20 protein-coding genes, 1 tRNA gene and 3 pseudogenes are annotated in these 22,600 nt (G+C 72.3%); 20 read left to right on the top strand and 4 right to left on the bottom strand.

What is annotated here, in order from left to right; genetic code table 11:
- The first annotated feature begins 145 nt into the window (after positions 1 to 145).
- The 4 genes from pdhA to RM445_RS01695 are packed head-to-tail and all read left to right on the top strand — an operon-like array spanning position 146 to position 4,218.
- A complete protein-coding gene (gene pdhA / locus RM445_RS01710) occupies positions 146 to 1,330 on the top strand; it encodes a pyruvate dehydrogenase (acetyl-transferring) E1 component subunit alpha (protein WP_311554132.1) in 1,185 nt (394 codons plus the stop codon).
- Entirely contained in the window at positions 1,327 to 2,292 is a 966-nt protein-coding gene (locus RM445_RS01705) for an alpha-ketoacid dehydrogenase subunit beta (protein ID WP_311554131.1), read from the top strand. The genes pdhA and RM445_RS01705 overlap by 4 nt, the downstream gene beginning before the upstream one ends.
- On the top strand, positions 2,286 to 3,617 hold the full coding sequence (locus RM445_RS01700) for a dihydrolipoamide acetyltransferase family protein (RefSeq protein WP_311554130.1): 1,332 nt from the start codon (positions 2,286 to 2,288) through the stop codon (positions 3,615 to 3,617). The genes RM445_RS01705 and RM445_RS01700 overlap by 7 nt, the downstream gene beginning before the upstream one ends.
- A gap of 40 nt (positions 3,618 to 3,657) precedes the next feature.
- Positions 3,658 to 4,218 (top strand): FxsA family protein, encoded by a 561-nt coding sequence (locus tag RM445_RS01695; protein ID WP_311554129.1) that lies wholly within the window; start codon positions 3,658 to 3,660, stop codon positions 4,216 to 4,218.
- Between the two features lie 10 nt (positions 4,219 to 4,228).
- Here the strand turns inward: RM445_RS01695 and RM445_RS01690 are convergent, their stop codons facing one another.
- On the bottom strand, positions 4,229 to 4,846 hold the full coding sequence (locus RM445_RS01690) for an SIMPL domain-containing protein (protein ID WP_311554128.1): 618 nt from the start codon (positions 4,844 to 4,846) through the stop codon (positions 4,229 to 4,231).
- A 423-nt stretch (positions 4,847 to 5,269) separates the two neighbouring features.
- Between RM445_RS01690 and RM445_RS01685 the strand changes: the two genes are divergently transcribed.
- The 4 genes from RM445_RS01685 to RM445_RS01670 all read left to right on the top strand — a co-directional run bounded on the left by RM445_RS01685 (position 5,270) and on the right by RM445_RS01670 (position 9,878).
- On the top strand, positions 5,270 to 6,463 hold the full coding sequence (locus RM445_RS01685) for an ATP-binding protein (RefSeq protein ID WP_311554127.1): 1,194 nt from the start codon (positions 5,270 to 5,272) through the stop codon (positions 6,461 to 6,463).
- A gap of 219 nt (positions 6,464 to 6,682) precedes the next feature.
- Positions 6,683 to 7,003 (top strand): GroES family chaperonin, encoded by a 321-nt coding sequence (locus tag RM445_RS01680; RefSeq protein ID WP_311554126.1) that lies wholly within the window; start codon positions 6,683 to 6,685, stop codon positions 7,001 to 7,003.
- A 58-nt stretch (positions 7,004 to 7,061) separates the two neighbouring features.
- Positions 7,062 to 9,347 carry a VanW family protein gene (locus tag RM445_RS01675; RefSeq protein WP_311554125.1) on the top strand — a complete coding sequence of 762 codons (2,286 nt, stop codon included), beginning with the start codon at positions 7,062 to 7,064 and terminating at the stop codon, positions 9,345 to 9,347.
- 99 nt (positions 9,348 to 9,446) lie between these two features.
- Positions 9,447 to 9,878 carry a CBS domain-containing protein gene (locus tag RM445_RS01670; protein ID WP_311554124.1) on the top strand — a complete coding sequence of 144 codons (432 nt, stop codon included), beginning with the start codon at positions 9,447 to 9,449 and terminating at the stop codon, positions 9,876 to 9,878.
- Positions 9,879 to 9,881: 3 nt separating this feature from the next.
- Here the strand turns inward: RM445_RS01670 and RM445_RS01665 are convergent, their stop codons facing one another.
- Positions 9,882 to 11,711: an acyl-CoA dehydrogenase gene (locus RM445_RS01665; protein ID WP_311554386.1), complete on the bottom strand. Its 1,830-nt coding sequence runs from the start codon at positions 11,709 to 11,711 to the stop codon at positions 9,882 to 9,884.
- A 182-nt stretch (positions 11,712 to 11,893) separates the two neighbouring features.
- Between RM445_RS01665 and RM445_RS01660 the strand changes: the two genes are divergently transcribed.
- The 5 genes from RM445_RS01660 to RM445_RS01640 all read left to right on the top strand — a co-directional run bounded on the left by RM445_RS01660 (position 11,894) and on the right by RM445_RS01640 (position 16,040).
- Positions 11,894 to 12,934 (top strand): peptidoglycan recognition protein family protein, encoded by a 1,041-nt coding sequence (locus RM445_RS01660; protein WP_311554123.1) that lies wholly within the window; start codon positions 11,894 to 11,896, stop codon positions 12,932 to 12,934.
- Positions 12,935 to 13,119: 185 nt separating this feature from the next.
- Positions 13,120 to 14,928, top strand: coding sequence for an Hsp70 family protein (locus RM445_RS01655; protein ID WP_311554122.1), 1,809 nt, complete (start codon positions 13,120 to 13,122; stop codon positions 14,926 to 14,928).
- Positions 14,929 to 15,077: 149 nt separating this feature from the next.
- Positions 15,078 to 15,350 carry a hypothetical protein gene (locus tag RM445_RS01650; RefSeq protein WP_311554121.1) on the top strand — a complete coding sequence of 91 codons (273 nt, stop codon included), beginning with the start codon at positions 15,078 to 15,080 and terminating at the stop codon, positions 15,348 to 15,350.
- Positions 15,351 to 15,361: 11 nt separating this feature from the next.
- Positions 15,362 to 15,592 carry a hypothetical protein gene (locus RM445_RS01645; protein ID WP_311554120.1) on the top strand — a complete coding sequence of 77 codons (231 nt, stop codon included), beginning with the start codon at positions 15,362 to 15,364 and terminating at the stop codon, positions 15,590 to 15,592.
- Positions 15,593 to 15,644: 52 nt separating this feature from the next.
- The gene (locus RM445_RS01640; protein ID WP_311554119.1) at positions 15,645 to 16,040 is read left to right on the top strand and encodes a nuclear transport factor 2 family protein; all 396 of its coding nucleotides are present in this window, start codon (positions 15,645 to 15,647) and stop codon (positions 16,038 to 16,040) included.
- Positions 16,041 to 16,053: 13 nt separating this feature from the next.
- On the opposite strand, the gene RM445_RS01635 is transcribed toward RM445_RS01640, so the two are convergent.
- Positions 16,054 to 17,010, bottom strand: coding sequence for an EamA family transporter (locus tag RM445_RS01635; protein WP_311554118.1), 957 nt, complete (start codon positions 17,008 to 17,010; stop codon positions 16,054 to 16,056).
- A 68-nt stretch (positions 17,011 to 17,078) separates the two neighbouring features.
- Between RM445_RS01635 and RM445_RS01630 the strand changes: the two genes are divergently transcribed.
- Together RM445_RS01630 and RM445_RS01625 are read left to right on the top strand one after the other, a co-directional pair.
- Positions 17,079 to 17,768, top strand: a complete 690-nt coding sequence (locus RM445_RS01630; protein WP_311554117.1) for a LysR family transcriptional regulator — start codon at positions 17,079 to 17,081, stop codon at positions 17,766 to 17,768.
- Positions 17,769 to 17,779: 11 nt separating this feature from the next.
- Positions 17,780 to 18,526, top strand: a complete 747-nt coding sequence (locus tag RM445_RS01625) for an alpha/beta fold hydrolase (RefSeq protein ID WP_311554116.1) — start codon at positions 17,780 to 17,782, stop codon at positions 18,524 to 18,526.
- Between the two features lie 60 nt (positions 18,527 to 18,586).
- Here RM445_RS01625 and RM445_RS01620 read toward each other — a convergent pair.
- A tRNA-Gly gene (locus RM445_RS01620) sits at positions 18,587 to 18,660 on the bottom strand.
- A gap of 173 nt (positions 18,661 to 18,833) precedes the next feature.
- Here RM445_RS01620 and RM445_RS01615 point away from each other — a divergent pair.
- The 5 genes and pseudogenes from RM445_RS01615 to RM445_RS01595 all read left to right on the top strand — a co-directional run bounded on the left by RM445_RS01615 (position 18,834) and on the right by RM445_RS01595 (position 22,544).
- Positions 18,834 to 19,985, top strand: coding sequence for a UDP-N-acetylglucosamine 2-epimerase (locus RM445_RS01615; RefSeq protein WP_311554115.1), 1,152 nt, complete (start codon positions 18,834 to 18,836; stop codon positions 19,983 to 19,985).
- Between the two features lie 9 nt (positions 19,986 to 19,994).
- Positions 19,995 to 20,363, top strand: a pseudogene (locus tag RM445_RS01610) (dCTP deaminase); the annotation flags it as partial.
- Positions 20,346 to 21,065, top strand: a pseudogene (locus RM445_RS01605) (LAGLIDADG family homing endonuclease); the annotation flags it as partial. The pseudogenes RM445_RS01610 and RM445_RS01605, both read left to right, overlap by 18 nt.
- Positions 21,066 to 21,224: 159 nt before the next feature.
- Positions 21,225 to 21,539, top strand: a pseudogene (gene dcd, locus RM445_RS01600) (dCTP deaminase); the annotation flags it as partial.
- Positions 21,540 to 21,581: 42 nt separating this feature from the next.
- Positions 21,582 to 22,544 carry a hypothetical protein gene (locus tag RM445_RS01595; RefSeq protein WP_311554114.1) on the top strand — a complete coding sequence of 321 codons (963 nt, stop codon included), beginning with the start codon at positions 21,582 to 21,584 and terminating at the stop codon, positions 22,542 to 22,544.
- Positions 22,545 to 22,600 lie beyond the last annotated feature (56 nt).

Genomic DNA, 22,600 nt, shown 5'->3' with positions numbered 1-22,600 from the left:
GCCTCCTCCCGTGCGCACGTCCGTCGTGCCACGATGACAGGACCCACCCGGCCCGTGGCCGCTCCTACAGGGGTGGTCACGGGCCGGTGCCGTTCGGGCGCGGTCCGACGACCCGGAACGCGTCCGGGAGTCCGAGGAGGCACCCGTGTCCGTTCCGCACGACTGGATCCCCGCCGTCGACGCCCCGCCCGGCCCGCCCCGCGAGCACGTTCTCGCCGGATTGCGAGGCACCGACGAGGGCCCGGACCTCGTCCAGCTGCTGACGCCCGAGGGCGAGCGGATCGCCTGCCCGGCCTACGACGCGCACGTCGCGGACGTCGACACCGCCGCGCTCCAGGCGCTCTACCGCGACATGGTGCTCGTGCGCCGCGCGGACCGGGAGGCCACGGCACTGCAGCGCCAGGGCGAGCTCGGCCTGTGGGTGCCGTTGCTCGGCCAGGAGGCCGCGCAGATCGGCGCGGGCCGCGCGCTGCGCGCCGGCGACATGGCCTTCCCGAGCTACCGCGAGCACGGCGTCGCGTGGTGCCGTGGCGTCGATCCCACCGAGTTGCTGGGCATCTTCCGCGGCACCGACCACGGCGGCTGGGACCCGGTCGCGACCGGCTTCCACCTCTACACGATCGTCATCGGCAACCAGTGCCTCAACGCCACCGGCTACGCCATGGGCCAGCGCTTCGACGGCCGGGTCGGCGGACCGGAGGCGGAGGCGACCATGTGCTTCTTCGGCGACGGCGCCACCAGCCAGGGCGACGTGCACGAGGGCTTCGTCTGGGCCGCGGTCTACGACGCGCCGGTCGTCTTCTACTGCCAGAACAACCAGTGGGCGATCTCGGAGCCGAACGAGCGCCAGACCCGGGTGCCGCTCTACCGTCGCGCGCAGGGTTACGGCTTCCCCGGCATCCGTGTCGACGGCAACGACGTGCTCGCGTGCCTCGCCGTGAGCCGGTGGGCGCTGGAGGAGTGCCGGAGCGGCAACGGGCCGGTGCTCATCGAGGCGTTCACCTACCGGATGGACGCACACACCACGTCCGACGACCCCAGCCGCTACCGGCTGGCCGATGAGCTCGAGCTGTGGAAGTTGAAGGACCCGCTGGAGCGGGTGCGCGTGCACCTGGTGCGCGGGCTCGGCGTCGGGAACGACTTCTTCGACGAGGTCGCCGCCGACTCCGACGCGCTGGCGGCGCGGCTGCGCGCGCACTGCCTCGCGATGCCCCAGCCGGGGCCGGAGAGGATCTTCTCCCACGTCTACGCGGAACCCTCGCCGGAGCTCGACGCCCAGCGTGACGCGTACCTGGCCTATCACGCATCCTTCGAAGGCGGCGCGGAATGACCGTGACGATGGCGAAGGCGCTCAACGACGGGTTGCGCGCGGCGATGGAGGGCGACCCCAAGGTCGTCGTGATGGGGGAGGACGTCGGCCGGCTCGGCGGCGTGTTCCGGGTGACCGACGGCCTGCAGAAGGATTTCGGCGAGCAGCGTGTGCTCGACACGCCGCTGTCGGAGTCCGGCATCGTCGGCGCAGCCGTCGGGCTCGCGTTGCGCGGGTACCGGCCGGTGTGCGAGATCCAGTTCGACGGCTTCGTGTTCCCGGCCGTCGACCAGATCTCGTCGCAGCTGGCGAAGCTGCACTACCGCTCCCAGGGGCGGGTGCGTATGCCGGTCGTCGTCCGGATCCCCTTCGGTGGCGGGATCGGCGCCGTTGAACACCACAGCGAGAGCCCCGAGTCGCTGTTCGCGCACATGCCCGGGCTGAAGGTCGTGGCCTGCGCGAGCCCGTCGGACGCGCACTGGATGCTGCGGCAGGCCATTGCGTCCGACGACCCGGTGATCTTCTTTGAACCGAAACGGCGGTACTGGGAGAAGGGCGTGGTCGACGACGACCCGCCGCCGCTGCACACCGCGCGGGTCCTGCGCCGCGGCACCACCGCGGTCCTGGCCTGCTACGGGCCGATGGTGCGCACCTGTCTCGACGCCGCGGCGGCCGCCGAGGCCGACGGGCACGATCTCGAGGTGATCGACCTGCGCACGCTCTCGCCGCTGCACCTCGACCCGGTGTTCGACGCGGTGCGGCGCACGGGCCGGCTGGTGATGGTGGCCGAGGCGCCGTCGTCGGTGTCGGTGGCGGCGGAGGTCGCGGCCCGAGTGCAGGAGGAGTGCTTCCACTCCCTGGAGTCGCCGGTCCTGCGGGTGACCGGGTTCGACACGCCGTACCCGCCGTCGCGGTGCGAGGACGACTACCTGCCGGACCTGGACCGGGTGCTGGACGCGGTGGACCGGGCGGTGGCGTGGTGAAGCGGGAGTTCCGACTACCGGATGTGGGTGAAGGGCTGACCGAGGCCGAGGTCGTCGCCTGGCGGGTGGCGCCGGGCGACGTCGTGGCGGTGAACGACGTGCTGGTGGAGGTGGAGACGGCGAAGGCGGCGGTGGAGCTGCCGTCGCCGTTCGCCGGCACGGTGGCGGCGCTGTTGGTGGAGCCGGGTCGGACGGTGCCGGTCGGCACCCCGATCGTCGCGGTCGAGACGGCCGAGGCGGGGGATGCCGGGGACGGTGCCGCTGCAACCCTGACGGGCGAGGCGGGTCCGGACGGACGGATCGCGACGCTGGTGGGCTACGGCCCGCGGCCCGGGGCGGCCGCCAGGCGGCCGCGCCGCGGTGGTGCACCGGCTCCCGCTCCGGTTCCCGACGCCCCGCGGTCGGCCGCCGGAACTCAGCATGGTGGCTTTGCTGCGGTAGGAGTGCAGCAAAGCCACCATGCTGCACTCCCGGAACCCGCGCCGGCGACCGTGCCGCTCGCCAAGCCCCCCGTCCGCAAGCTCGCCCGCGACCTCGGCATCGACCTGCGCACGGTCGACGGTTCCGGGCCCGGGGGCGTCATCACCCGCGACGACGTGCGCACCGCCGCCACGCCGACCGCCGAGACCGGTACCCGGCGCGAGCCGGTCCGCGGCGTGCGTCGGGCGACCGCCGCGGCGGTGGTCGCGAGCGCCTTCACCGCGCCGCACGTCACGGAGTTCCTCGCCGTCGACGTCACCGCGACGATGGCGCTGCGCGACCGGCTGCGGGCCACCCGCGAGTACGCCGACGTGCCGCTGAGCCCGCTCGCGTTCGTGGCCAAGGCCGTCTGCCTCGCGCTGCGGCGCACGGCAGTGCTCAACGCGCGATGGGACGAACCCGCGGGCGAGATCGTCTTCCACGACCGCGTGCGGCTCGGGATCGCCGCTGCCACGCCGCGCGGCCTGCTCGTCCCGACGATCCGCGACGCCGACACGCTCTCGCTGCGTGAGCTCGCCGGTGCCCTGGACGACCTCGCCACGACGGCCCGGGCCGGCCGCACCACGCCGGCCGACCTCACCGGCGGCACGTTCACCATCACGAACGTGGGGGTGTTCGGCGTCGACTCCGGCACCCCGATCCTGAATCCCGGCGAGGCCGCGATCCTCGCCGTGGGGGCGATCAAGGAGGCGCCCTGGGTGGTCGACGGGGCGCTCGCGGTGCGCACCGTGTGCCAACTGGCGCTGTCGTTCGACCACCGGTTGGTGGACGGCGAGCAGGGGTCGCGGTTCCTCGCCGACGTCGGCGCGGTGCTCACCGATCCGGGGCTCGCACTCACCTGGTGATCGACGGGAGCACAACGGGCACTTCGCGCGTTGTAGAGGCATGCCGTTCGTGCTCCTGTACCTCGTCGTCGAGATCGTCGCACTCGTCGCGCTCGCCTCGTGGATCGGAGTCGGGTGGACGCTGCTCGTGCTGCTCGCCGGTTCGGTCCTCGGCCTGTGGCTCGCCCGGCGTGAGGGGCTCCGGGCGGTGCGGGCCATGGCCGAGGCCGCGCGCGACCACCGAGTGGCTCACGTCGAGATGACCGACGGCCTGCTGGTGGCGATGGGCGGGTTGTTGCTGCTCGTCCCCGGCCTGGTCACGGACGTCGCGGGGCTGCTGCTCCTGCTGCCGCCGACCCGGTCGCTGGTGCGGCGCCGCATGGTGCGCGAGGCCGAGCGCCGCGCCCCGGTGCTGCGGACGGCGCGCATCCGCGGCGACGGGTCGATCGTCGACGGCGAGGTCGTCGACGGCCCCGCGTGGACGGAACCGCGTGGGGCGCGTCCCCTTCGGCCCGGTGTGATCGAGGGCCGGATCGTGCAGGGCGAGACCGGGGCGGGTCCGGTCGTCGAGGGTGAGGTCGTCGACGGGCCCGACACCGGCGGTGGCCGCCGCGCCTCCTGATCGGACCTGGTCAGAGAAGTAGTTCCCAGTTCGTCGTACACCGGACGGTGACGCGCACCGGCTCGGGTTCGAGGCCCAGCTCGCGCACGTCGGGCGCGGCCTCGGCACGCGCCATCGCCGCCATGCGGAACACCCGGGGTTCGACGCCGCCGTCGCCGGCCTCGGAGAGCCGCAGCAGCGCGCCCAGCCGCCCGCCGAGCGCGGCGGCGTAGCCCTCCGCCCGGTCGCGGGCGTCGGCCACCGCACGCCCCTGCGCGGTGCGACGGGCGGCGTCGGGGTCCTTGAGCATCCAGTTCGGACCGTTCAGCGTCGCGGGCTCGCTCGCGACCACCGCGGTGAGCACCTCCTCGAGCGCGCCGACGTCGTCGAGGCGCAGCACGACGTCTTCCGTCGCCCGGCAGCCGACGACCCGATTACCGCGCCACTGGTCGTGCACCGCGAGCCGGCGGTGCAGCACGGTGACGCCGCGCAGGACGAACACCGGCTCCGCCTCCGCGATCTGCTTCCCGAGCTCGGCCACCGCGGCCGCGCGCGCCCGCCCCGTGCCGGCGTAACCCACGTGCAGCTCGGCCCGGTCGGCCTCCTGCTCGTGCCAGCCCGATCCCTCGGTCACGATCTCCGGTGCCATGGCGCACAGCCAACCAGATCGGGCCCCCTACAAGTTTCTGGGGAATGAGCGATACACCGGCAGAAAGAGCGATGTCGCTCGATATCCGGCTTTCTCCGCTGACAGCTAGAGAGCGCGATACTTCTCGATCGTTCGGTCCGAGATCGGCAAGAGCGGCCCCCGAGCCGCGTCCTCGCGGTTGCTGCACCGATCGGGGCGATCATGCGGCATGGTCCGCTGACGGTGCTGCGCTCCCCCGCGTAGAGCGATGCTGCCCACACCCCCTCGTGGCGGTTTCTCGCACCGATCGCGCTGATGATGCGTATCTCTATTGCTCTCTAGCGCGATGCCGAGAACATCGGATACGCCCCGATCCGCGACACGCCATCGCGTTCGCTAGCCGCTTCTACGGTTTCGGCGAGAGTCGCCGATACCGTCGGATGCATGGACCCGGTGCGCAACCCGTTCGCTCCCGGCGCTGGTCAACGCCCGCCGGAGCTGGCCGGCCGCGACCGCGAGGTCGACGCCTTCGAGATCGTGCTCGAGCGCGTCGCCCGGGGTCGTCCCGAGCGGAGTCTGGTGCTGACCGGGCTGCGCGGGGTCGGGAAGACCGTCCTGCTCGGGGAGCTGCGCTCGATGGCGATCCGTGCAGGGTGGGGTGCGGGGAAGATCGAAGCTCGGCCGGACGCCGAGCTCCGCCGTCCCCTGTCCGCCGCTCTGCACCGGGCGATCCGCGACCTCGCCGTGCGGCACGACGACGGCGAGCGCGTCGACGAGGTCCTCGGCATCCTCAAGGCGTTCGCCCAGCGCTCCGCGGCGGAGGGCGCCAAGCTGCGCGAACGCTGGCAGCCCGGGATCGACGTCGCGGCGCGCAGCGGCCGGGCCGACTCCGGCGACATCGAGATCGACCTCGTCGAGCTGTTCACCGAGGTCGCAGGCCTGGCCGCCGACGTGGGCACGGGCGTTGCGATCCTCATCGACGAGATGCAGGACCTGCGCCCGGACGACATCTCGGCGCTGTGCGCGGCGTGCCACGAGCTGTCGCAGTCGCGGGCCCCGCTCGTGGTGGTGGGCGCCGGGCTGCCGCACCTGCCCGCGGTGCTCTCGGCGTCGAAGTCGTACTCCGAGAGGCTGTTCCGCTACTCCCGCATCGGGCAGCTCGACCGCAAGGACGCCGACTTCGCCCTCCTCGCCCCCGCCGAGCGCGAAGACGCCACGTTCGACGCCGACGCCCTGGACGCGTTGTTCGACGCCTCCGGCGGCTACCCCTACTTCGTGCAGGCCTACGGTAAAGCCGCCTGGGACGCCGCGGTGCGCAGTCCGATCACCGCCGCGGACGTCAAGATGGCGGCCCCGGAGGCCGAGGCGGAGTTGGCCGTCGGCTTCTTCGGGTCGCGCTACGAGCGGGCGACCCCGGCGGAACGCGAGTACCTGCGCGGGATGGCGGAGCTCACCGAGGGGCGCGACGAGCCGGTGAACACCTCGAGCGTCGCCGATCACCTGCAGCGGCGCGCATCGTCGCTCTCCCCGGCACGCGACAGCCTGCTCAAAAAGGGCCTGGTGTTCTCCGCGCAGCGCGGCCAGATCGCCTTCACGGTGCCGCACTTCGGCCGCTACCTGCTCGCGAACGGCGCCTGAACCTGCACTACTGCTCCGTTCGAGTGGAACGATGCCTGGGCGTGCCGAGAGGTAACGAACAGTAGGGCGGCGACGACATCACGGTCAGCCCCGCGGTGCTGTCGGACCCCCGACCTGCCAGCCCCGCGGGGTCATCCATGTCCGGACTCCGGGGGTGCTCGACGGCGCCGGCGGAGGTGTCCCCGTGGGCCCGGGGTGACGCCCCGTAGGATCGACCCGGTGCAGGACCCGAAGCTCCAGATCCAGATGCTGCATGACCGCGTCATGGTTCGGGTCACGGACGGTAACGGCGAGCGGCGCAGCAGCGCCGGGATCGTGATCCCGGCAACCGCCGAAGTCGCCAAGCGTCTGATCTGGGGCGAGGTCTACGGGGTCGGCCAGAACGTGCGCACCGTCAAGGTGGGCGACCGCGTCCTGTTCGGCCGCGAGGAGCAGTACGAGGTCGAGGTGCAGGGAAGCACCTACCTCGTGATGCGCGAGCGGGAGCTGCACGCCGTCGCCACCGAGCGCACCGAGCACGGCACGGGCCTCTACCTGTGACGGGCGCTCACGCCACCCGGATATGAGCCAGGCAGAGTCGAGGGGAAGAGACGTACGCATGCCCGAGCGGCAGACCTCGTCCGACACCATGGGGTCCGACGCGGAGGAGCCCGACACCGAGGGGTCGGACGCGAGGCGATCCGACGCTGTCGGGTCCGGCGAGGTGACCGGGAACGGGTCCGGCGCGCACTCGTTGTTCGACCACCCCGCGCCGCCCGCCCCCGACGACCTGGCGAGCGACTCCGCGCAACCGGAATCGTCCGCCGAGCCCTCGCCGGCTTCCCCCGAGGCTGACGGTGTCGCCCCGCCGCACGACCCGGCGGTCGCCGGCGCCACCGAGGTCATCCCGCGCAGCGGTGCGGTCGAGGAGGCCGTCGGAGCCGTTCCGGCCGGAGCGGCCGCGACCACGGAGATCATCTCCCGCGAGGCCCTGAATCCGGAGTCACCGATCGCCCACTCCCCGACGCCCCATCCCGTCGCGTCGCATGCCCCCGTGACGGATTCCTCTGCGTCGAGCTCTGCGTCGAGCTCTGCGTCGAACTCCTCTGCGTCGAACTCCTCTGCGTCGAACTCCTCTGCGCCGCAGCCGCCGCAAGGTGATCCCTCCAGGCTCGCCGGACCCGGCGACGAGCCGCCGACCGAGCTGATCCCGGTCGTCGGCGCTTCCGGGCGTCCGCGCCGCCGCGCACTCCTGCTCACGGGCATCTCCGTCGTCGGCCTGCTCGTGCTGCTCTACGCCGTCGACCTGGTCAGCAGCTCGGGGACCGTGCCGCGCGGGGTCAGCGTCGCCGGCCAGCAGATCGGCGGCCTGAGCCACACCGAGGCGGAGCAGCGGGTGCGCGCCGCCGTCGAGCCGCGGACGGACCTGCCCGTCGCCGTCGCCGTCGGTGACGTCACCAGCGAGATCGATCCGAAGACGGCAGGCCTGATCGTCGACTGGTCGGGCACGATCGACCGTGCCGGCTCGCAACCGCTCAACCCGATCACCCGCCTGCGGTCGTTCTTCACCACGCGCGAGGTCGGCGTCGCCACCCTCGTCGACGACGAGGCCCTCGACTCCGCGCTGCAGCAGCTCGCGCCGGTGGTGAGCAAGCAGCCCGTGGAGGGCACGGTCCGCTTCGAGGGCGTGACGCCCGTGCCGGTTCCGCCCGTCGACGGGCAGGACCTCGACCTGGCGGGGGCGAAGCAGACCCTCGAGCGCGACTGGACCAGCGGGCAGCGGGTCGAGCTGCCGATCACAGTTCTGCACCCCGTCACCTCGCAGGACGACGTCACGAAGGCGCTCACCGACCTCGCGACCCCGGCGGTGTCCGGGCCCGTCGTCGTCGACGGGGAGAACGTCACGGGCACGATCAGCCCCGAGGTCATCGCGTCGGCGCTGTCCTTCCGCGCCGACGTTGACCAGGGGCTCATCGCCGAGCTGAACAAGGAGGTCGTCGAGAAGGCCCTCGACCCCCAGCTCGCCTCCTCCGAGCAGCCCGGCCGCGACGCGACGCTGAACTTCGTCGGCGGGCGCCCGGTCGTGACGCCGTCGCAGGACGGCCGTGGGGTGGACTACGAGGCCACGCTCAAGGATCTGCTCGCGGTGCTGACCAAGACCGGCGACGAGCGGAAGATCACCGCCGTCTACGCCTCACAGCCCGCCAAGCTCACCACCGAGCAGCTCAAGGGGCTCGGGATCGTCGGCGTGATCGGGGAGTTCACGACCAGGGGCTTCGCGCAGGACTCGGGCCGCAACATCAAGCGCGCCGCCGAGGTCATCAACGGGATGATCGTGAAGCCGGGCGAGACGTTCAGCCTGAATGCAGCCACGGAGCCACGAAACGCGGCCAACGGCTACGTCGAGGCCGGCATCATCTCCGAGGGCCACGCCTCCCGGGGCGTCGGCGGCGGCGTCTCGCAGGTCGCGACCACGCTCTACAACGCGGCCTACTTCTCGGGGATGACGGACGTCACGCACAAGCCGCACAGCTTCTACATCAGCCGCTACCCCCCGGGGCGTGAAGCGACGGTGTTCGAGGGCGCGATCGACATGAAGTTCCGCAACGACAACCCGACGGGCATCATGATCCAGACGGCCTGGACGCCGTCGTCGCTCACGGTGCGGCTGTACGGGACGAAGCGCTTCGACGTGACGTCGTCGACGGGCCCGCGGACCAACCCGACCGAGCCGACCAAGGTCGACATCCCCGCCGGCCAGCCCTGCGCCCCCAGCCAGGGGGCTCCCGGGTTCACGGTGACCGACACCCGGACCCTGCGCGACGTCAAGACCGGTGCGGTCAAGACGGAGAAGCGGACCACCAAGTACAACCCCTCACCCATCGTGACCTGCGGGTCGGACTAGGGGGAACCGGCTGGTCCGGACGAGCGCCGGGTCTTCCCGACCCGGCCCCGGTCCACTTAGCCTTCGACCACCACCCAACGGCGGGGATCGAGGGCAGACATGCTGATCGCGGACGTGTTGCGGGGGAAGATCGCCGGTTCCGAGCTGGCCACGACGGCGCCGTCGGCGACGGTGAGAGAGCTGCTCGGCCTGCTCGCGCAATACAACGTCGGAGCCCTTCCCGTGGTCGACGACGGGCGTCTGGTGGGGATCGTCTCCGAGCGCGACGTCGTCCGGCAGCTCCACGAACGCGGCGGGGACCTGCTCGACAGCAGGGTCGCCGACATCATGAGCGCGGACGTCGTGACCTGCTCGCCGCGCGACCGCGCCGCAGATCTGGCCCGGGTGATGACCGACCGCCGGATCCGCCACCTCCCCGTCTGCGACGACAGCGGCCTGATCGGGATCGTCAGCATCGGCGACCTCGTGAAGACCCGCATCGACCAGCTCGAGCGCGAGCGCGAGCAGCTCACGTCGTACATCTCGGGCTGATCCTCAGAAGGCCGCCTCGTCGAGCTCCATCAGCGCGTCGTCGGTGTGCTCGATGATCGTGCGCTCGGCCGTGAGCAGCGGCAGCCGAGTCGTCGCGAAGAACCGCGCCACCGCCACCTTGCCGTCGTAGAAGGCCTTGTCGCGGGCGGTTCCCGCGTCCAGCACCTCGAGGGCGACCTGCGCCCGGCGCAGCAGCAGCCAACCGATCAGCAGGTCGCCCAGCGCCATCAGCAGCCGGACGCTGTGCTGGCCCGCCCGGTGCACCCGCGCCGGCTCGCGGGCGGAGGCGGCGACGTGCCCGGTGAGCACGCTCAGCATGCCGCGGACGTCCGCGAGGGCCGTGGCGAGCAGCGCCCGCTCCTCCTTGAGCCGGCCGTTGCCGCCCTCCTCGGCCAGGAACCCGCCGATCTGCTCGACGACGTGTCCGAGCGCGCGTCCGTGGTCGCGGACGATCTTGCGGAACAGCAGGTCCAGCGACTGGATCGCGGTGGTGCCCTCGTACAACGAGTCGATCTTCGCGTCGCGGATGTACTGCTCGACCGGGTAGTCCTGCAGGTAGCCGGAGCCGCCGAGGACCTGCAGCGAGAGCACCAGCATCTCCGACGCCCGCTCGCTGCCGACCCCCTTGACGATCGGTAGCAGCAGGTCGTTGACGGCGGCCGCGAGCCGCGCGTCCGGCCCGCTTGCGCGGACGGTGTCCTGCTGCGTGGCCGTGTAGAGGTAGAGCGCCCGCAGGCCCTCGGCGTAGGCCTTCTGCAGCATGAGCATCCGGCGCACGTCCGCGTGGTGGATGATCGTCACCCGGGGGGCGGCCTTGTCGGCCGCCTGCGTGAGGTCCGGGCCCTGCACGCGCTCCGTCGCGTACGCCAGCGCAGTCCGGTAGCCGGCGGAGAGAGTGGCGATCGCTTTCGTGCCCACCATCATCCGGGCGTACTCGATCACCTCGAACATCTGCGCGATGCCGTCGTGCGCCTCGCCGAGCAGGTGGCCCACCGCGGGCACGCCGTGCTGGCCGAAGGTGAGCTCGCATGTCGCAGAGGCCTTCAGGCCCATCTTGTGCTCGACGTTCGTGACGAACGCGCCGTTGCGCCCGCGCAGTTCGCCCGTCGCCGGGTCGAACCGGAACTTCGGCACCAGGAACAGCGACAGCCCCTTCGTGCCGGGCTGCGGGGCGGTTCCCGGGCCCTCGGGGCGGGCCAGCACGAGGTGCACGATGTTCTCGGTCAGGTCGTGCTCGGCGGAGGTGATGAACCGTTTCACGCCGTCGAGGTGCCAGGTGCCGTCGGGCTGGGCGATCGCCCGCGTCCGGCCCGCGCCGACGTCCGACCCGGCGTCCGGCTCGGTGAGCACCATCGTCGAAGCCCAGCCGCGCTTGATCATCAGCTCGGCCCACCGCTGCTGCTCCGGGGTGCCGAGCCGGTGCACGATCGCCGCGAACCGCGGACCGCCGAGGTAGAGATACACCGCGGGATTGGCGCCGAGGATCAGCTCGGCTGCGGCCCACTGCACGGTCGCGGGGACGCCGAGCCCGCCCAGCTCCGTCGGCAGGCCCAGCCGCCACCACTCGCCCTCCCACAGCAGCCGGTAGGCCTGCTTCACGGACTCGGGGAGCGTCACGGTGTGCGTCGCGGGGTCGAACACCGGCGGTTCGCGGTCGGCGTCGGCGTAGCCCTCGGCCAGTGGGCCGGTGGCGAGGCGGTTCAGCTCGCGCAGCAGGTCGCGCAGGGTGTCGAGGTCGGTGTCGACGCCTTCAGTGATCGGCCGGTCGTGCACGCGGAAGACCTCGAAGAGATCGAACTCCAGGTCGCGCAGATCACTGCGGAAGTGCCCCATCGCCGCCACCGCCTTTTGGCTACCCACCGGTAACAAGAGGGTATTACCGGCCGGTAACTTCGGCAAGCACTCCATCGGGCGGCCCACGTTCGAGTTGTTGCGGCCGTCGACGGTGTGGGGGACGGCCCTCGCCGGTGATCCTGCGTCGACCCCGTCAGGGGTGGGGACGCTGGGAGGTACGCGTGGGGCCGTTGTCACGCCGAGGGTTGCTGCTCGGAGGCCTCACCCTCGCGGGTGGCGGGTTTTTGGCGGGGGGTCTCGGCCTCGACGAGGCGTGGGCGATCGACGGCCCGACGATCATCAGTTGCGACGGGTGGGGGTCGCGGCGGAACCGCGGTGTGCTGCCGGTCTACGACCGGCGGCCCGTGAAGATCCTCGTGCACCACACGGCCACGCCGAACGCCAAGGTGACCACCCGCGACGCCGCGGTCCGGCTCGCGCGCTCGATCCAGAACTTCCACATGGACCGCCGGGGCTGGCCCGACACCGGCCAGCACTTCACGGTGAGCCGGGGCGGCATCGTGCTCGAAGGGCGCCACCGCAGCTTGGAGTTCGTGCGCGTCGGGCGGTGGCAGGTCGAGGGCGCGCACTGCACGGGACAGAACGTCGTCGCGATCGGGATCGAGAACGAGGGGACCTACACCGCGGTGAACCCGCCGGGTGTGTTGTGGGAGAAGCTGCGGTCGCTGTGCGCCTACCTCTGTGGGCAGTACCGCATCCGGCCCACCCAGATCTTCGGCCACCGCGACTTCAAGGACACCGCCTGCCCCGGCGACAAGCTCTACGCCGCGCTCCCACGCCTGCGCTCCGAGGTCGCGGGGTTGCTCGGGCAGAAGCTCAAGAAGGCGACGGTCGACCCGGTCGCGTGGCCGCTGCTGCGCATCGCCGACCGCGGGCAGCGCGTGCTCGCCGCCCAGCACCTGCTGCGCGCGGCGGGCGTTCCAGGGATCGTGCCGGACGGGCGGTTCACCCGGGAGCTCGCCGACGCCGTGCGCGCCTTCCAGGCCGAGCGCGGCTTCGGCCGCGACGATCCCGACCTGGACAGCGGGGACGGACCCAACGGGATGATCGGCGGAGAGACGTGGCCGGCGCTGGCCCGGCCGGTGCGGGCGGGTGAGGGCGGTGAGGCGCAGCGGGCCGTCGAGGTGCTCCTACGCGGCCGCAACAAGCCCGTGCCCGACGTCGTCACCCCCGAGATCTGGCAGCGCCTGCTCACCCCGTAGCCGCCCGAACTCCCCGCGAGTCGGCACCTTCGTCAGCGCGAGTCGGCACGTTCGTCGGAGCGTCGCCCCTTCGAGTGGTTTGCCCGGCGTGACCTGAACGCGCCATGCGTCGTTGACGGGTCGTGCCGCCACCTCGGCGAGCACGGACATGTCGGGGTCGGACTCGGCGGCGGCGGGGGAGTGCGGTGAGCTACCAGCTCGGCATCGACTTCGGAACAACCTTCACCGCGGCGGCCGTGCGCCGCGCCGAAGGGCCCGGTGACACCGAGGTCGTGCCCTTGGGTGGGCGCGACGGTGTGCCGTCGGTGCTGCACCTCGCGCGGGACGAGCGCGTGACCGTCGGGGAGGCCGCCGCCGGCCTCGCCGGGATCGACCCCACCCGGGTCGTCCGTGGTCTGAAGCGTCGGGTGGGAGACCCGGAGCCGGTGATGCTCGGCGGCCACCCGTGGTCGGCCGAGGAGCTGTCGGCGCGGCTGCTGCGGTGGGTGGTCGACCGGGTCGCGGAGCGCGAAGGCGAGGCGCCCGCCCGGATCGCCCTCGCGCACCCGGCGACCTGGTCGGCGCACACGCTTGAGCGGCTCGCCGCCGCGCTCGCGGGTCACGGTCTGGGTGTCACCTTCGTCGCGGAGCCGCGTGCAGCGGCCCACGCCGTGGCGGCCGGGACGGCACCGGGCGACGCGTTGGCGGTCTTCGACGTCGGCGGCGGCCGGTCGGACGCCGCCGTGCTGCGCCGGGGCGGCGCGTCCGGCGACGGGTTCGCGGTGCTGGGCGTCCCCGAGGCGATCGCCGATCTCGGCGGTCTCGACATCGACGAGCTCGTCTGGCAGCACGTCCGGACGTCGCTGCCCGACGACGTGCAGCCGGTGGCCCGGGTCCGGCGCGCCTGCACCCTCGCGAAGGAGACGCTCAGCTCCGAGCCCGAGGTCGTCGTGCGGATCCGGCGGGGAGAGTTCCGCGGTGCCGTCCGGCTGGAGCGCGCGACGTTCGAGGGACTGATCGCACCCCACGTCGACCGGACGGTGGACGCCCTGGATCGCACGATCGCCTCGGCGGGGCTGGAGCCGGGCGACCTCGCGGCGCTGCTGCTGGTCGGCGGTTCGGCTCGGATCCCGCTGGTGGAGCGGGCGGTGACGGCGCAGCTCGGCTGCGTCCCGACGGTGCACACCGACCCGGACCTGGTCGCGCGCGGTGCCGTGCTGGCGCTCGCCACGGTCGGCGTGGACGAGCCCGCGCCTGTGCTGGCGGTCTCCGCTCCCCTCGCCGTGACCTCGCCCGACAGCGAGGCGGACGACGCGGAGGAGTCGGCCGCGGAGGAAGCGGCCGTTGAGGAAGCGGCCGCTGAGGAGACGGCCGTTGAGGAGACCGTTCAGTCGGGCGAGGTGTCCGCCGACCCCGGCGCCGACGCACCGACCCTCGTCTTCGCTCTGCCGATGATGGACGTGCCCACGACCCGGATCACCTCCGTCGCCACGCCCGTGGAACCCGCGGCTCCCGCACAGCCGGCCGGACGCCCCTCCGGCCGCGTCCGGAACTCGGCGGTCCTCGACCCCACCATCCCGGGCCCTCGGCGCAGCCTGCCCCGGATGCTCGTCGGCGTGGGCGCCGTGATCGTCGCCGCACTCGTCCTCGTGGCGCTGTTCCGCCCCGACGGCCCGCTGGACCCGCCGTTGGACCCCACGGCCGTCGACGGCACCCACCAGACCGCGGTTCCCATCCCCGTGGGCAGCGAGCGGTCCGCCGTGGTTCCGGCTCCCGTCGCCGGTGTCCGCGCGGAGATGGACCTCGACCCGCCGCGGACCACGGCGGTCCGCCCCGTGAAGGAGCGCCCGGCCGGCAGCCGGCCGTCGGTGACCACGACTCCGCCCACGATTCCTGAATCGAGCGACCTCCCGACCCGTGTGCCGTCGCGGGCGGGCGGCGTCCGCGCCGAGGCTGCGGCGCCCGTCATGGTGACTCCGCGCGAGGCATCGGTCGCTGCCCCACCCGTCGTGTGACCCCTTCGGAGGGTCCGGCAAGATCCACCCGAACGGTGGCCAACCCGCTGTCACGTTTTCACCCGCTACGGCGATGGATGGGCGTGGACCGGCAGGCAGGACGCCGGCCCTGCTCGGAACGAAATGAAGAGGGGTCCGCGGTGGCGCGGTTGGGAACAGCGGTAGTCGGCATGGGGTTGGCGGCGCTGGTCGTCGCGTATCTGTTCTTCGGCTGGCCGGTACTGCTCATCGGTGTTCCGGCGTTCGTCGCCGTCGCTCTCGTCGTGGTGGCCGTGCTGGTCTCCGAGGCCCCGCGCCGCAAGCTCGAGGAGCACCGGGCCACCCGGTTCGACCCGGCCGCGCAGCTGCCGGGCGGCCTGATGAGCGGCTTCTTCGAGATGCCGAAGCAGCGCCCCACCGAGCTCCCGGACCGCATCGTCTGAGCCTCGTCCCCATGGACGACGTCGCCCGCCGCAACCGTCTGCGGGCGACGTTCGACGGGGTCGCGAGCGCTAGGGCTGTGGGACTCCACGGCGACCCACCGCGCGCTGCTGCTCACCTACTCGGACCACCTCGCGCTGCCGACGACCTCCTCGACTGCATCGACGGGTTGATCGACGCGCGTTACAGCGGCAGGGTGGTGAAGCGCTACCTCGCGGAGCTGGTCGTCGCGTCACGACGATGAGTTGCGCTGCCGCGGCAGGTCCTACCCCGGACATCGTCACGAGGAGGAGCACATGTCCGACGAGGCCACGATCAGCACGCTCATCCAAGGCTGGGCGAAAGCCATCCGCGACGGTGACCTGGACGCCGTGCTCGCGGACCATTCGCCGGACATCGTCATGTTCGACGTGCCGCCCCCGGACGACGGTGTGCGCGGCCTCGTCGCCTACCGCGAGTCCTGGCCGCCGTTCTTCGAGTGGCTGCGCAGCGGAGCGAGGTTCGAGATCGTCGACCTGACCGTCACCGCCGGCACCGACGTGGCGTTCGCGTACGCGCTGCTGCGGTGCGGCATGCCGGACGAGCTGGCCGAGCACCCCGACCACCGCCTGCGTGTGACGGTCGGCCTGCGCAAGGTGGACGGGCGGTGGGTGGTGACGCACGAGCACCACTCCTTCCCGGCCCGCGACTGATCGTCGAACGCGGTCAGGCCGGGACGACCACTGCGTCGCGCGATGCGGTGGTCGAGGTGACGAACACGGCGACGGCGTTCGCCGAGACGATGAGCCCGATGGCGAGCCAGTCGGCCGCGGCCAGCATCTCGCCGAGGACGGCCGCGCCGATGGTCGCCGCGAACACCGGGCTGAGGCTCATGAAGATCCCGAACGAGTGCGCGCGCACCCGGCGTAGCGCGAGCAGGTCGGCGAGGAACGGCACCACCGACGACAGCACGCCCGCCGCGAGCGCGTAGACCAGCGCCGCGGTCGTCGGGGGGTGGGCGAGCAGGACGACGATCCCGACCGGCACGTACACCAGCGCGGACAGCGCACCCGCTGCGGCCGCCCCCTCCACGCCGGGCAGGCGGCGTCCGAGCGTGCGGTTGAGCAGGATGTAGCAGGCCCAGCACAGCGCGGCGAGCATCCCCAGCGCGACGCCGAGGTAGTCGGTGGTCGGTTGCGGCCGGGTGAGCACGACCACGCCGACGCCGGCGAGCAGCGCGCAGGCCAGGGTGATGCGCCGTCGGAAGCCGGGGGGCGTGACGGTCCAGGCACCGATGAGGGCGACGCTCAGCGGTCCGAGGAACTCCAGCGTCACGGCCAGGCCGAGACCGACCCGGTCGATCGCCGTGTACAGCGAGACGTTCATGGTCGCGAACACCGCGGCGAGCCCCAGTACCGGCAACCACTGCTGCCGGGTGAACGACCGCAGGCGTGGGCGGCCCACCACGAGGAGGATCACCCCGGCCACCCACTGGCGCACCGCGACGACCCCGACCGGCCCGATCACCGGGAAGGCCAACGCCCCGATGGCGGCGCCGGTCTGGCTGCCGAGCGAGCTGCTGAGCATCAAGGCCATCCCCACGGCCCGACCCCGGCGACCGGTGGCCCGGCCGTCCGCGACGACGGCGGGAGCGGCGGGACGAGGTCGGGTGCCGGTCTGCATTGGCCCAGGATGCAGGCAGGGGAAGCATTCACAAAATGCATGTCGTGGTACAGCTATACGCGTGACGCATGGACGTCGAGCTGCGTCACCTGCGGGTGCTGGCGATCGTCGACGCCTCGGGCTTCACTGGTGCCGCCGCCGAGCTCGGGCTCTCGCAGCCCGCGGTGTCGCGCACGCTCGCGGCGCTCGAGGACGCGCTCGGGGTGCGGCTGCTGCGCCGCACCAGCCGGGAGTTCGTGCTCACCGCGGCCGGCGAGCGGGTGCTCGCCCGTGCCCGTCGGGTACTCGCCGAGGTCGACGACCTCGTCCGGGAGGCGAGAGGTGGCCACGGCCGGATCGACGGCGCCCTCGTCGGACTCGAGTCGCGGTACTGCGCGCTCGCCGCGGACGATCCGCCGGCCCGGCGCCGGTACCTGCGGCTGGCCGACCTCGCCGACCGCGTACTGGCCGTCGATCCCCGCACCGGCACGACCACCCTCGACCTCTGGCCACTCGAGGGCCGCCCCGCCGTCGAGGAGATCCACGACGTCGACGACTGGCTGGCCGTGATCGCCACCGGGCGCTGCGTCGGCGTCACCGCCGAGAGCACGCTGAGCCAGGACCGGCGCGACGGCGTCGTGTTCCGCCGGGTCCGCGACGCCTCACCCGTACCCGTGCGGCTCGTGTGGCGGCGCGACGACCCGCATCCGGCCACCCGCGACGTGGTGGGGCTTCTCGCCGAGTTGTACGGCCGGGCACGGGCTCCGGTCGTTCAGTAGGGTCGGGCGGCATGCCGGTGGTGATGGTGCACGGGAACCCCGAGACCGACGCGGTGTGGAGCCCACTGCTCGCCGAGCTCGGCCTGCCCGACGTCGTCCGGCTGTCGCCGCCCGGGTGGGGTGCGCCCGCGCCGGACGGCTGGACCGCCACCGTCGAGGAGTACCGGCGTTGGCTGGTCAGCGAGCTGGAGGCGATCGGCGAGCCTGTCGACCTCGTGGGCCACGACTGGGGCGGCGGGCACGCGCTGAACGTGGCGATGACCCGACCGGACCTGCTGCGCAGCTGGGTGTCCGACCTGCTGGGCTGCTTCGACCCCGACTACGTCTGGCACCCGCTCGCCCAGGGCTGGCAGACGCGGGGGAAGGGTGAGGAGGCCGTCGCCGCAATGGTGGACGACCCGTCGTCGCGGCTCGACGACATGGAGTCGCGCGGGCTGGCCCGGGCGGTCGGCGAGCAGATGGCGCGGGGCTACGACGCGACGATGGCCCGCTGCATCCTGGGTCTGTACCGCGACGCGGCGCAGCCGACAATGGCGCGCCTCGGTGAGAACCTCCCGGCTGCGGCAGCCCGTCCCGGCCTGGCCGTGCTCGCGACGGAAGACCGCAATGTCGGCACCGACGAGATGCGGCGCCGGGCCGCCGCCCGAGCGGGCGCGGAGGTCGCCGTGCTCGACGGACTCGGCCACTGGTGGATGGTCCAGGACCCGAAGCGGGCAGCGGCCGTGCTCCACGACTTCTGGTCGTCGCACGGCGGCTGATCGCCGGGAAAGACAAAGGCCCAGGTCCGGCGAATCGCCTCTGACCTGGGCCTTCTTTTATGGAGCGGATGACGGGAATCGAACCCGCGTATTCAGCTTGGGAAGCTGATGTTCTACCATTGAACTACATCCGCGTGGTGCAGTCCGAGGCTATCACGCTCACTCCGCGTGATCGACATCGGCGCTTGATCCCCTGGTCGGGGCAGCCGCTGAGAGCTTCCTGTGAACCGTCCGTCACACTCACAGTCGACTTCCGATGGTCGGAACTGCACACTGGCCGGGCTCCCCGGCAACGAAGGGCACCGCCATGACCGAGTTCGACGAGCCCCCCGAGGACTCGCTGGACGTGGAGGACGACTACGACCACGACATCCTGCTCGTGGCCGGTAGCCGCCCGGAAGTAGCGCGTCTCGCCCCCGTCGCCCGCGCCTTCGAGTCCGTCGACCGCATCCGCGCCGTCACCATCGCGACGGGCTGCGACCCCATGTCCGTGCACGAGGCGTACGAGGCGCTCGGGGTCCCCGTCGACGTCACGGTGCTGCTGCGCGAGCCGCTCGGCCCGAACCCCGCGAACGTCGCTGCCGTGCTGATGACCCGGCTCGACGACCTGCTCGTCGACCTCGACCCCTCGGCGATCATGGTGCACGGCGGAGGGATGACCGCCGTCGTTGCCGCCCAGGTCGCCTTCTGGCGGCAGATCCCCGTGGTCCACCTGCAGGCCGGGGTCGCGACCGACGACCTGCTCTGCCCGTTCCCCCAGGAGGCGAACCGCCGGGTGATCGGCCAGCTGGCCTCGCTGTTCCTCACCACCGGTGGCGCGGCGCTCGGCAGCCCGATCGGGCCCAACTCGATCCCCGTCGGCGACACGATGGCCGCGAACCCCCAGCCCGCGGACCTCCGCTTCGCCGGCCTCGTCCGGCGGGTGCGGACGCGCGGGACGCGCCTGGTCGTGGCCGGTCTGGACCGGCCCGACTCCCTGGGCGTCCTCGCGAGCCTCCCGGAGCTGCTGGAGCGCGAGCCGGATATCGAGCTCGTCGTCTTCGGCCGGCTCGCCGCGCACGGAGCCGCGCACTCGTTGGCCGTGCACGACCGCGCGGTCGTGGTCCGCACGGTGCCGGCGTCGGAGATGCTCGGGCTGATCACGGCGAGCACGGTGCTCGTCTCGGACGACCCCGAGCTGGTGGCGGACGCACCGGGGCTCGGCACGCCTGCCGTCCTCGTCGACGGCCCGCACGTCGCTCAGCCCGGCGACTCGATCCGCAGCATCCTCAGCCCCGCGGTGATGGACACCGTCCGGCAGGTGCTCGCCGTCGCTCCGGGTCCGGCTCCGCTGCCGTCCGACGGGCTGGAGGCGCTGCGGGTCGAACAGGCGGTGGCGTGGATGTTCGGGCTCACGCCCTCGCCGCAGCTCGACTCCGCGCAGGCGACGAACGCGAGTGACAATTCCGGCTCCGGTTAGGGTGTCGCCGTGCTGCTCTCGGACGTCGATCTGCGCAAGGAGCTCGAGGCCGGGCGGCTGGTGCTCGACCCCTGGGATCCGGCCATGCTGCAGCCCTCCAGCGTGGACGTCCGGCTCGACCGCTTCTTCCGCGTCTTCCAGAACTCCCGCTACACCCACATCGACCCGATGCAGCAGCAGGACGAGCTGACGACGCAGGTCGAGCCCGACGGCGACGACCCGTTCGTCCTGCACCCGGGCGAGTTCGTGCTGGGGTCGACGTTCGAGAAGGTCGGGCTGCCGGACGATCTCGCGGGCCGGCTGGAGGGGAAGGCCCTCGCCATCGGAACTCCGGTTGCGACCGTCGCCGGGTGGCGGACCATGGGATCGCTCCGGGTCGGTGATCTCGTGTTCGGGGTGGATGGACGTCCGACTCCGGTCGTGGCCGCCACCGAGATCATGAGCGGCCGGCCCTGCTACGAAGTCTGCTTCTCCGACGGTCAGACGATCATCGCGGATGCTGCTCACCTGTGGCGGACGACGACGAAGTCGGCGCGCAAGCACGGCAACCCGTCGCGGATCGTCACCACGACCGAGATCGCCGCGACATTGCGGGCCGGGTCGGAGTGGAACCATCACGTGGAGCTCGGCAACGCTGTGCAGTACCCGGAGCAGCCGTTGCCGGTCGACCCGTACGTTCTCGGCATCTGGCTCGGCGACGGTACGAGCACCAAAGCCGAAGTGACCGTGGGCCACCGCGACGAGCAGATACTGGACGAGATCCGGGCGGCCGGGTGTCGGGTCTGGAAGGCGACCGGTCCTTGTGCCTATCGAATCGGCGGCCTCTCGCATCGGCATGAGGGCCGTGTCCACGTCCCCGGTCGCTACCTCCGGGCGGCCGAGCACCAGAGGTTGGCGCTGCTGCAGGGCCTGATGGATTCCGACGGATACGTCGACGAGTTCGGCCGGTGCGAGTTCGTCAGCATCCGGGAGTGCCTGTCGGACGCCGTCGTCGAGCTGGCGGCGAGCCTCGGACTTCGGCCGGTCAAGCGGAAAAAGACGGTGAAGTTCCGCGGGATCGAGCACGGTGTCGCCTACCAGGTGAAGTTCAGCCCCCGAATCCCCGTGTTCCGCCTGGCCCGCAAGCTCGCGCGGCTGAAGACGGGAACGTCCCATCGGCACCGGGCCGTCGTCGACGTCCGGGCGGTGGCCTCCTACCCGGTGCGATGCATCCAGGTCGGTGCGCCCGACGGGATGTTCCTGGCGGGCAGGACCTTCATCCCCACCCACAACTCGAGTTTGGGCCGGCTCGGGCTGCTCACCCACTCCACCGCGGGGTTCATCGACCCCGGGTTCACCGGGCACATCACCCTCGAGCTGTCGAACGTCGCCAACCTGCCGATCACGCTCTGGCCAGGGATGAAGATCGGGCAGCTGTGCCTGTTCCGGCTGTCGACGCCCGCCGAGCGGCCCTACGGGAGCCAGGGCGTCGGATCCCGCTACCAGGGGCAGCGCGGCCCCACGCCGTCGCGGGCGCACCTCAACTTCCACCGGGCCGACACGCGGCGGTCCTGAACGCGCGTCCGGAGCAGGTGGCGCCGGTAGCCTCGCCCGACGATGGACCCGCGCCGCAGCACTCCGCCCCCTTCCGGGCAGTCCTGGCTGCCTGCCGTGCGGCCGCGCAACCCGATCGCCCGGCCCGAGGACGTGCGCCCCGAGGACGTGTACACGGTCGACCCTCCGACCGGACCGCCTCCGGGCGAGCCGACGCCGCCGGAGACGCCTGCCCACCGCTGGCGTCGCCTGACCCGCACGCGCCAGGGGGCCACCGGTCTGGCGATCCTCGTGGCCGCACTGCTGCTGTGGCCGTTCGCGGGATGGTTCTGGATCCCGTGGCTGGCCGGGCTCGTCGTGCTCGTGCTGATCGCCCTGCTGCGGCTGGACCGGCTGCTCCACGGATGGGCGGGCCATGTGGCCGGGCTGGCCGTGGTGATCGGGCTGATGCTCGCCACCGGCCCGTGGGACTGGGCACTGGCGGCGAGCCTCGGTGTGCTCCTGGCGGGCCTGGTGCAGTGGCCCTGGTGGCGGCTCGCGGCCGTGGGGGCCGTGCTGTGCCTGGTGGCCGGAACCGGATGGGGTGTGGATCGCTATCGCGTGGCGCAGGAAAGGGCCGCGCAGGAAGCGCAGCGGAGCCAGGAGAACATGAGTCAGCTCGGCGAGCGGTCGCCCGACCGTGTTCTTTCGGCTCTGGTGGAAGGCATCGGCCAGGGCGATGTCGTGGGGGTGTGCGGACTGCTCGCCGAACCCGCGCGGAATCAGTTCGCGACCGTGGCCGGCACGCCGGACTGCGCGAGCGCCGTGGCGCACTTCCATTCGGCCCTGCCCCGCGTTCCCCCGTTGCGCGGGCTCGCCGCGCCGGTCGCGGCCACCGCAGGTGGGGCGACCGTCGACGGCTGCCGCACCGTCTGGGCGTCGCCAGATCTCGGTGGTCCGACAGTGGGAGTACTGCAGATCGGGAAGGCGCCGCCGCCGGGACAGACCTATTTCATCAGCTCCTTCGCGCCCTGCGCCGCAGGTTGAGCCGAGATTCGACTGCGCCGTTCAGTCGACGACGCTTCGCAGCTGTGAACAGTCAG

Origin of the sequence: Pseudonocardia charpentierae, assembly GCF_031845345.1 — a bacterium.
In the GTDB taxonomy this organism is placed as follows: domain Bacteria; phylum Actinomycetota; class Actinomycetes; order Mycobacteriales; family Pseudonocardiaceae; genus Pseudonocardia; species Pseudonocardia charpentierae.
This window is presented reverse-complemented; position numbering and strand designations above follow the sequence as displayed.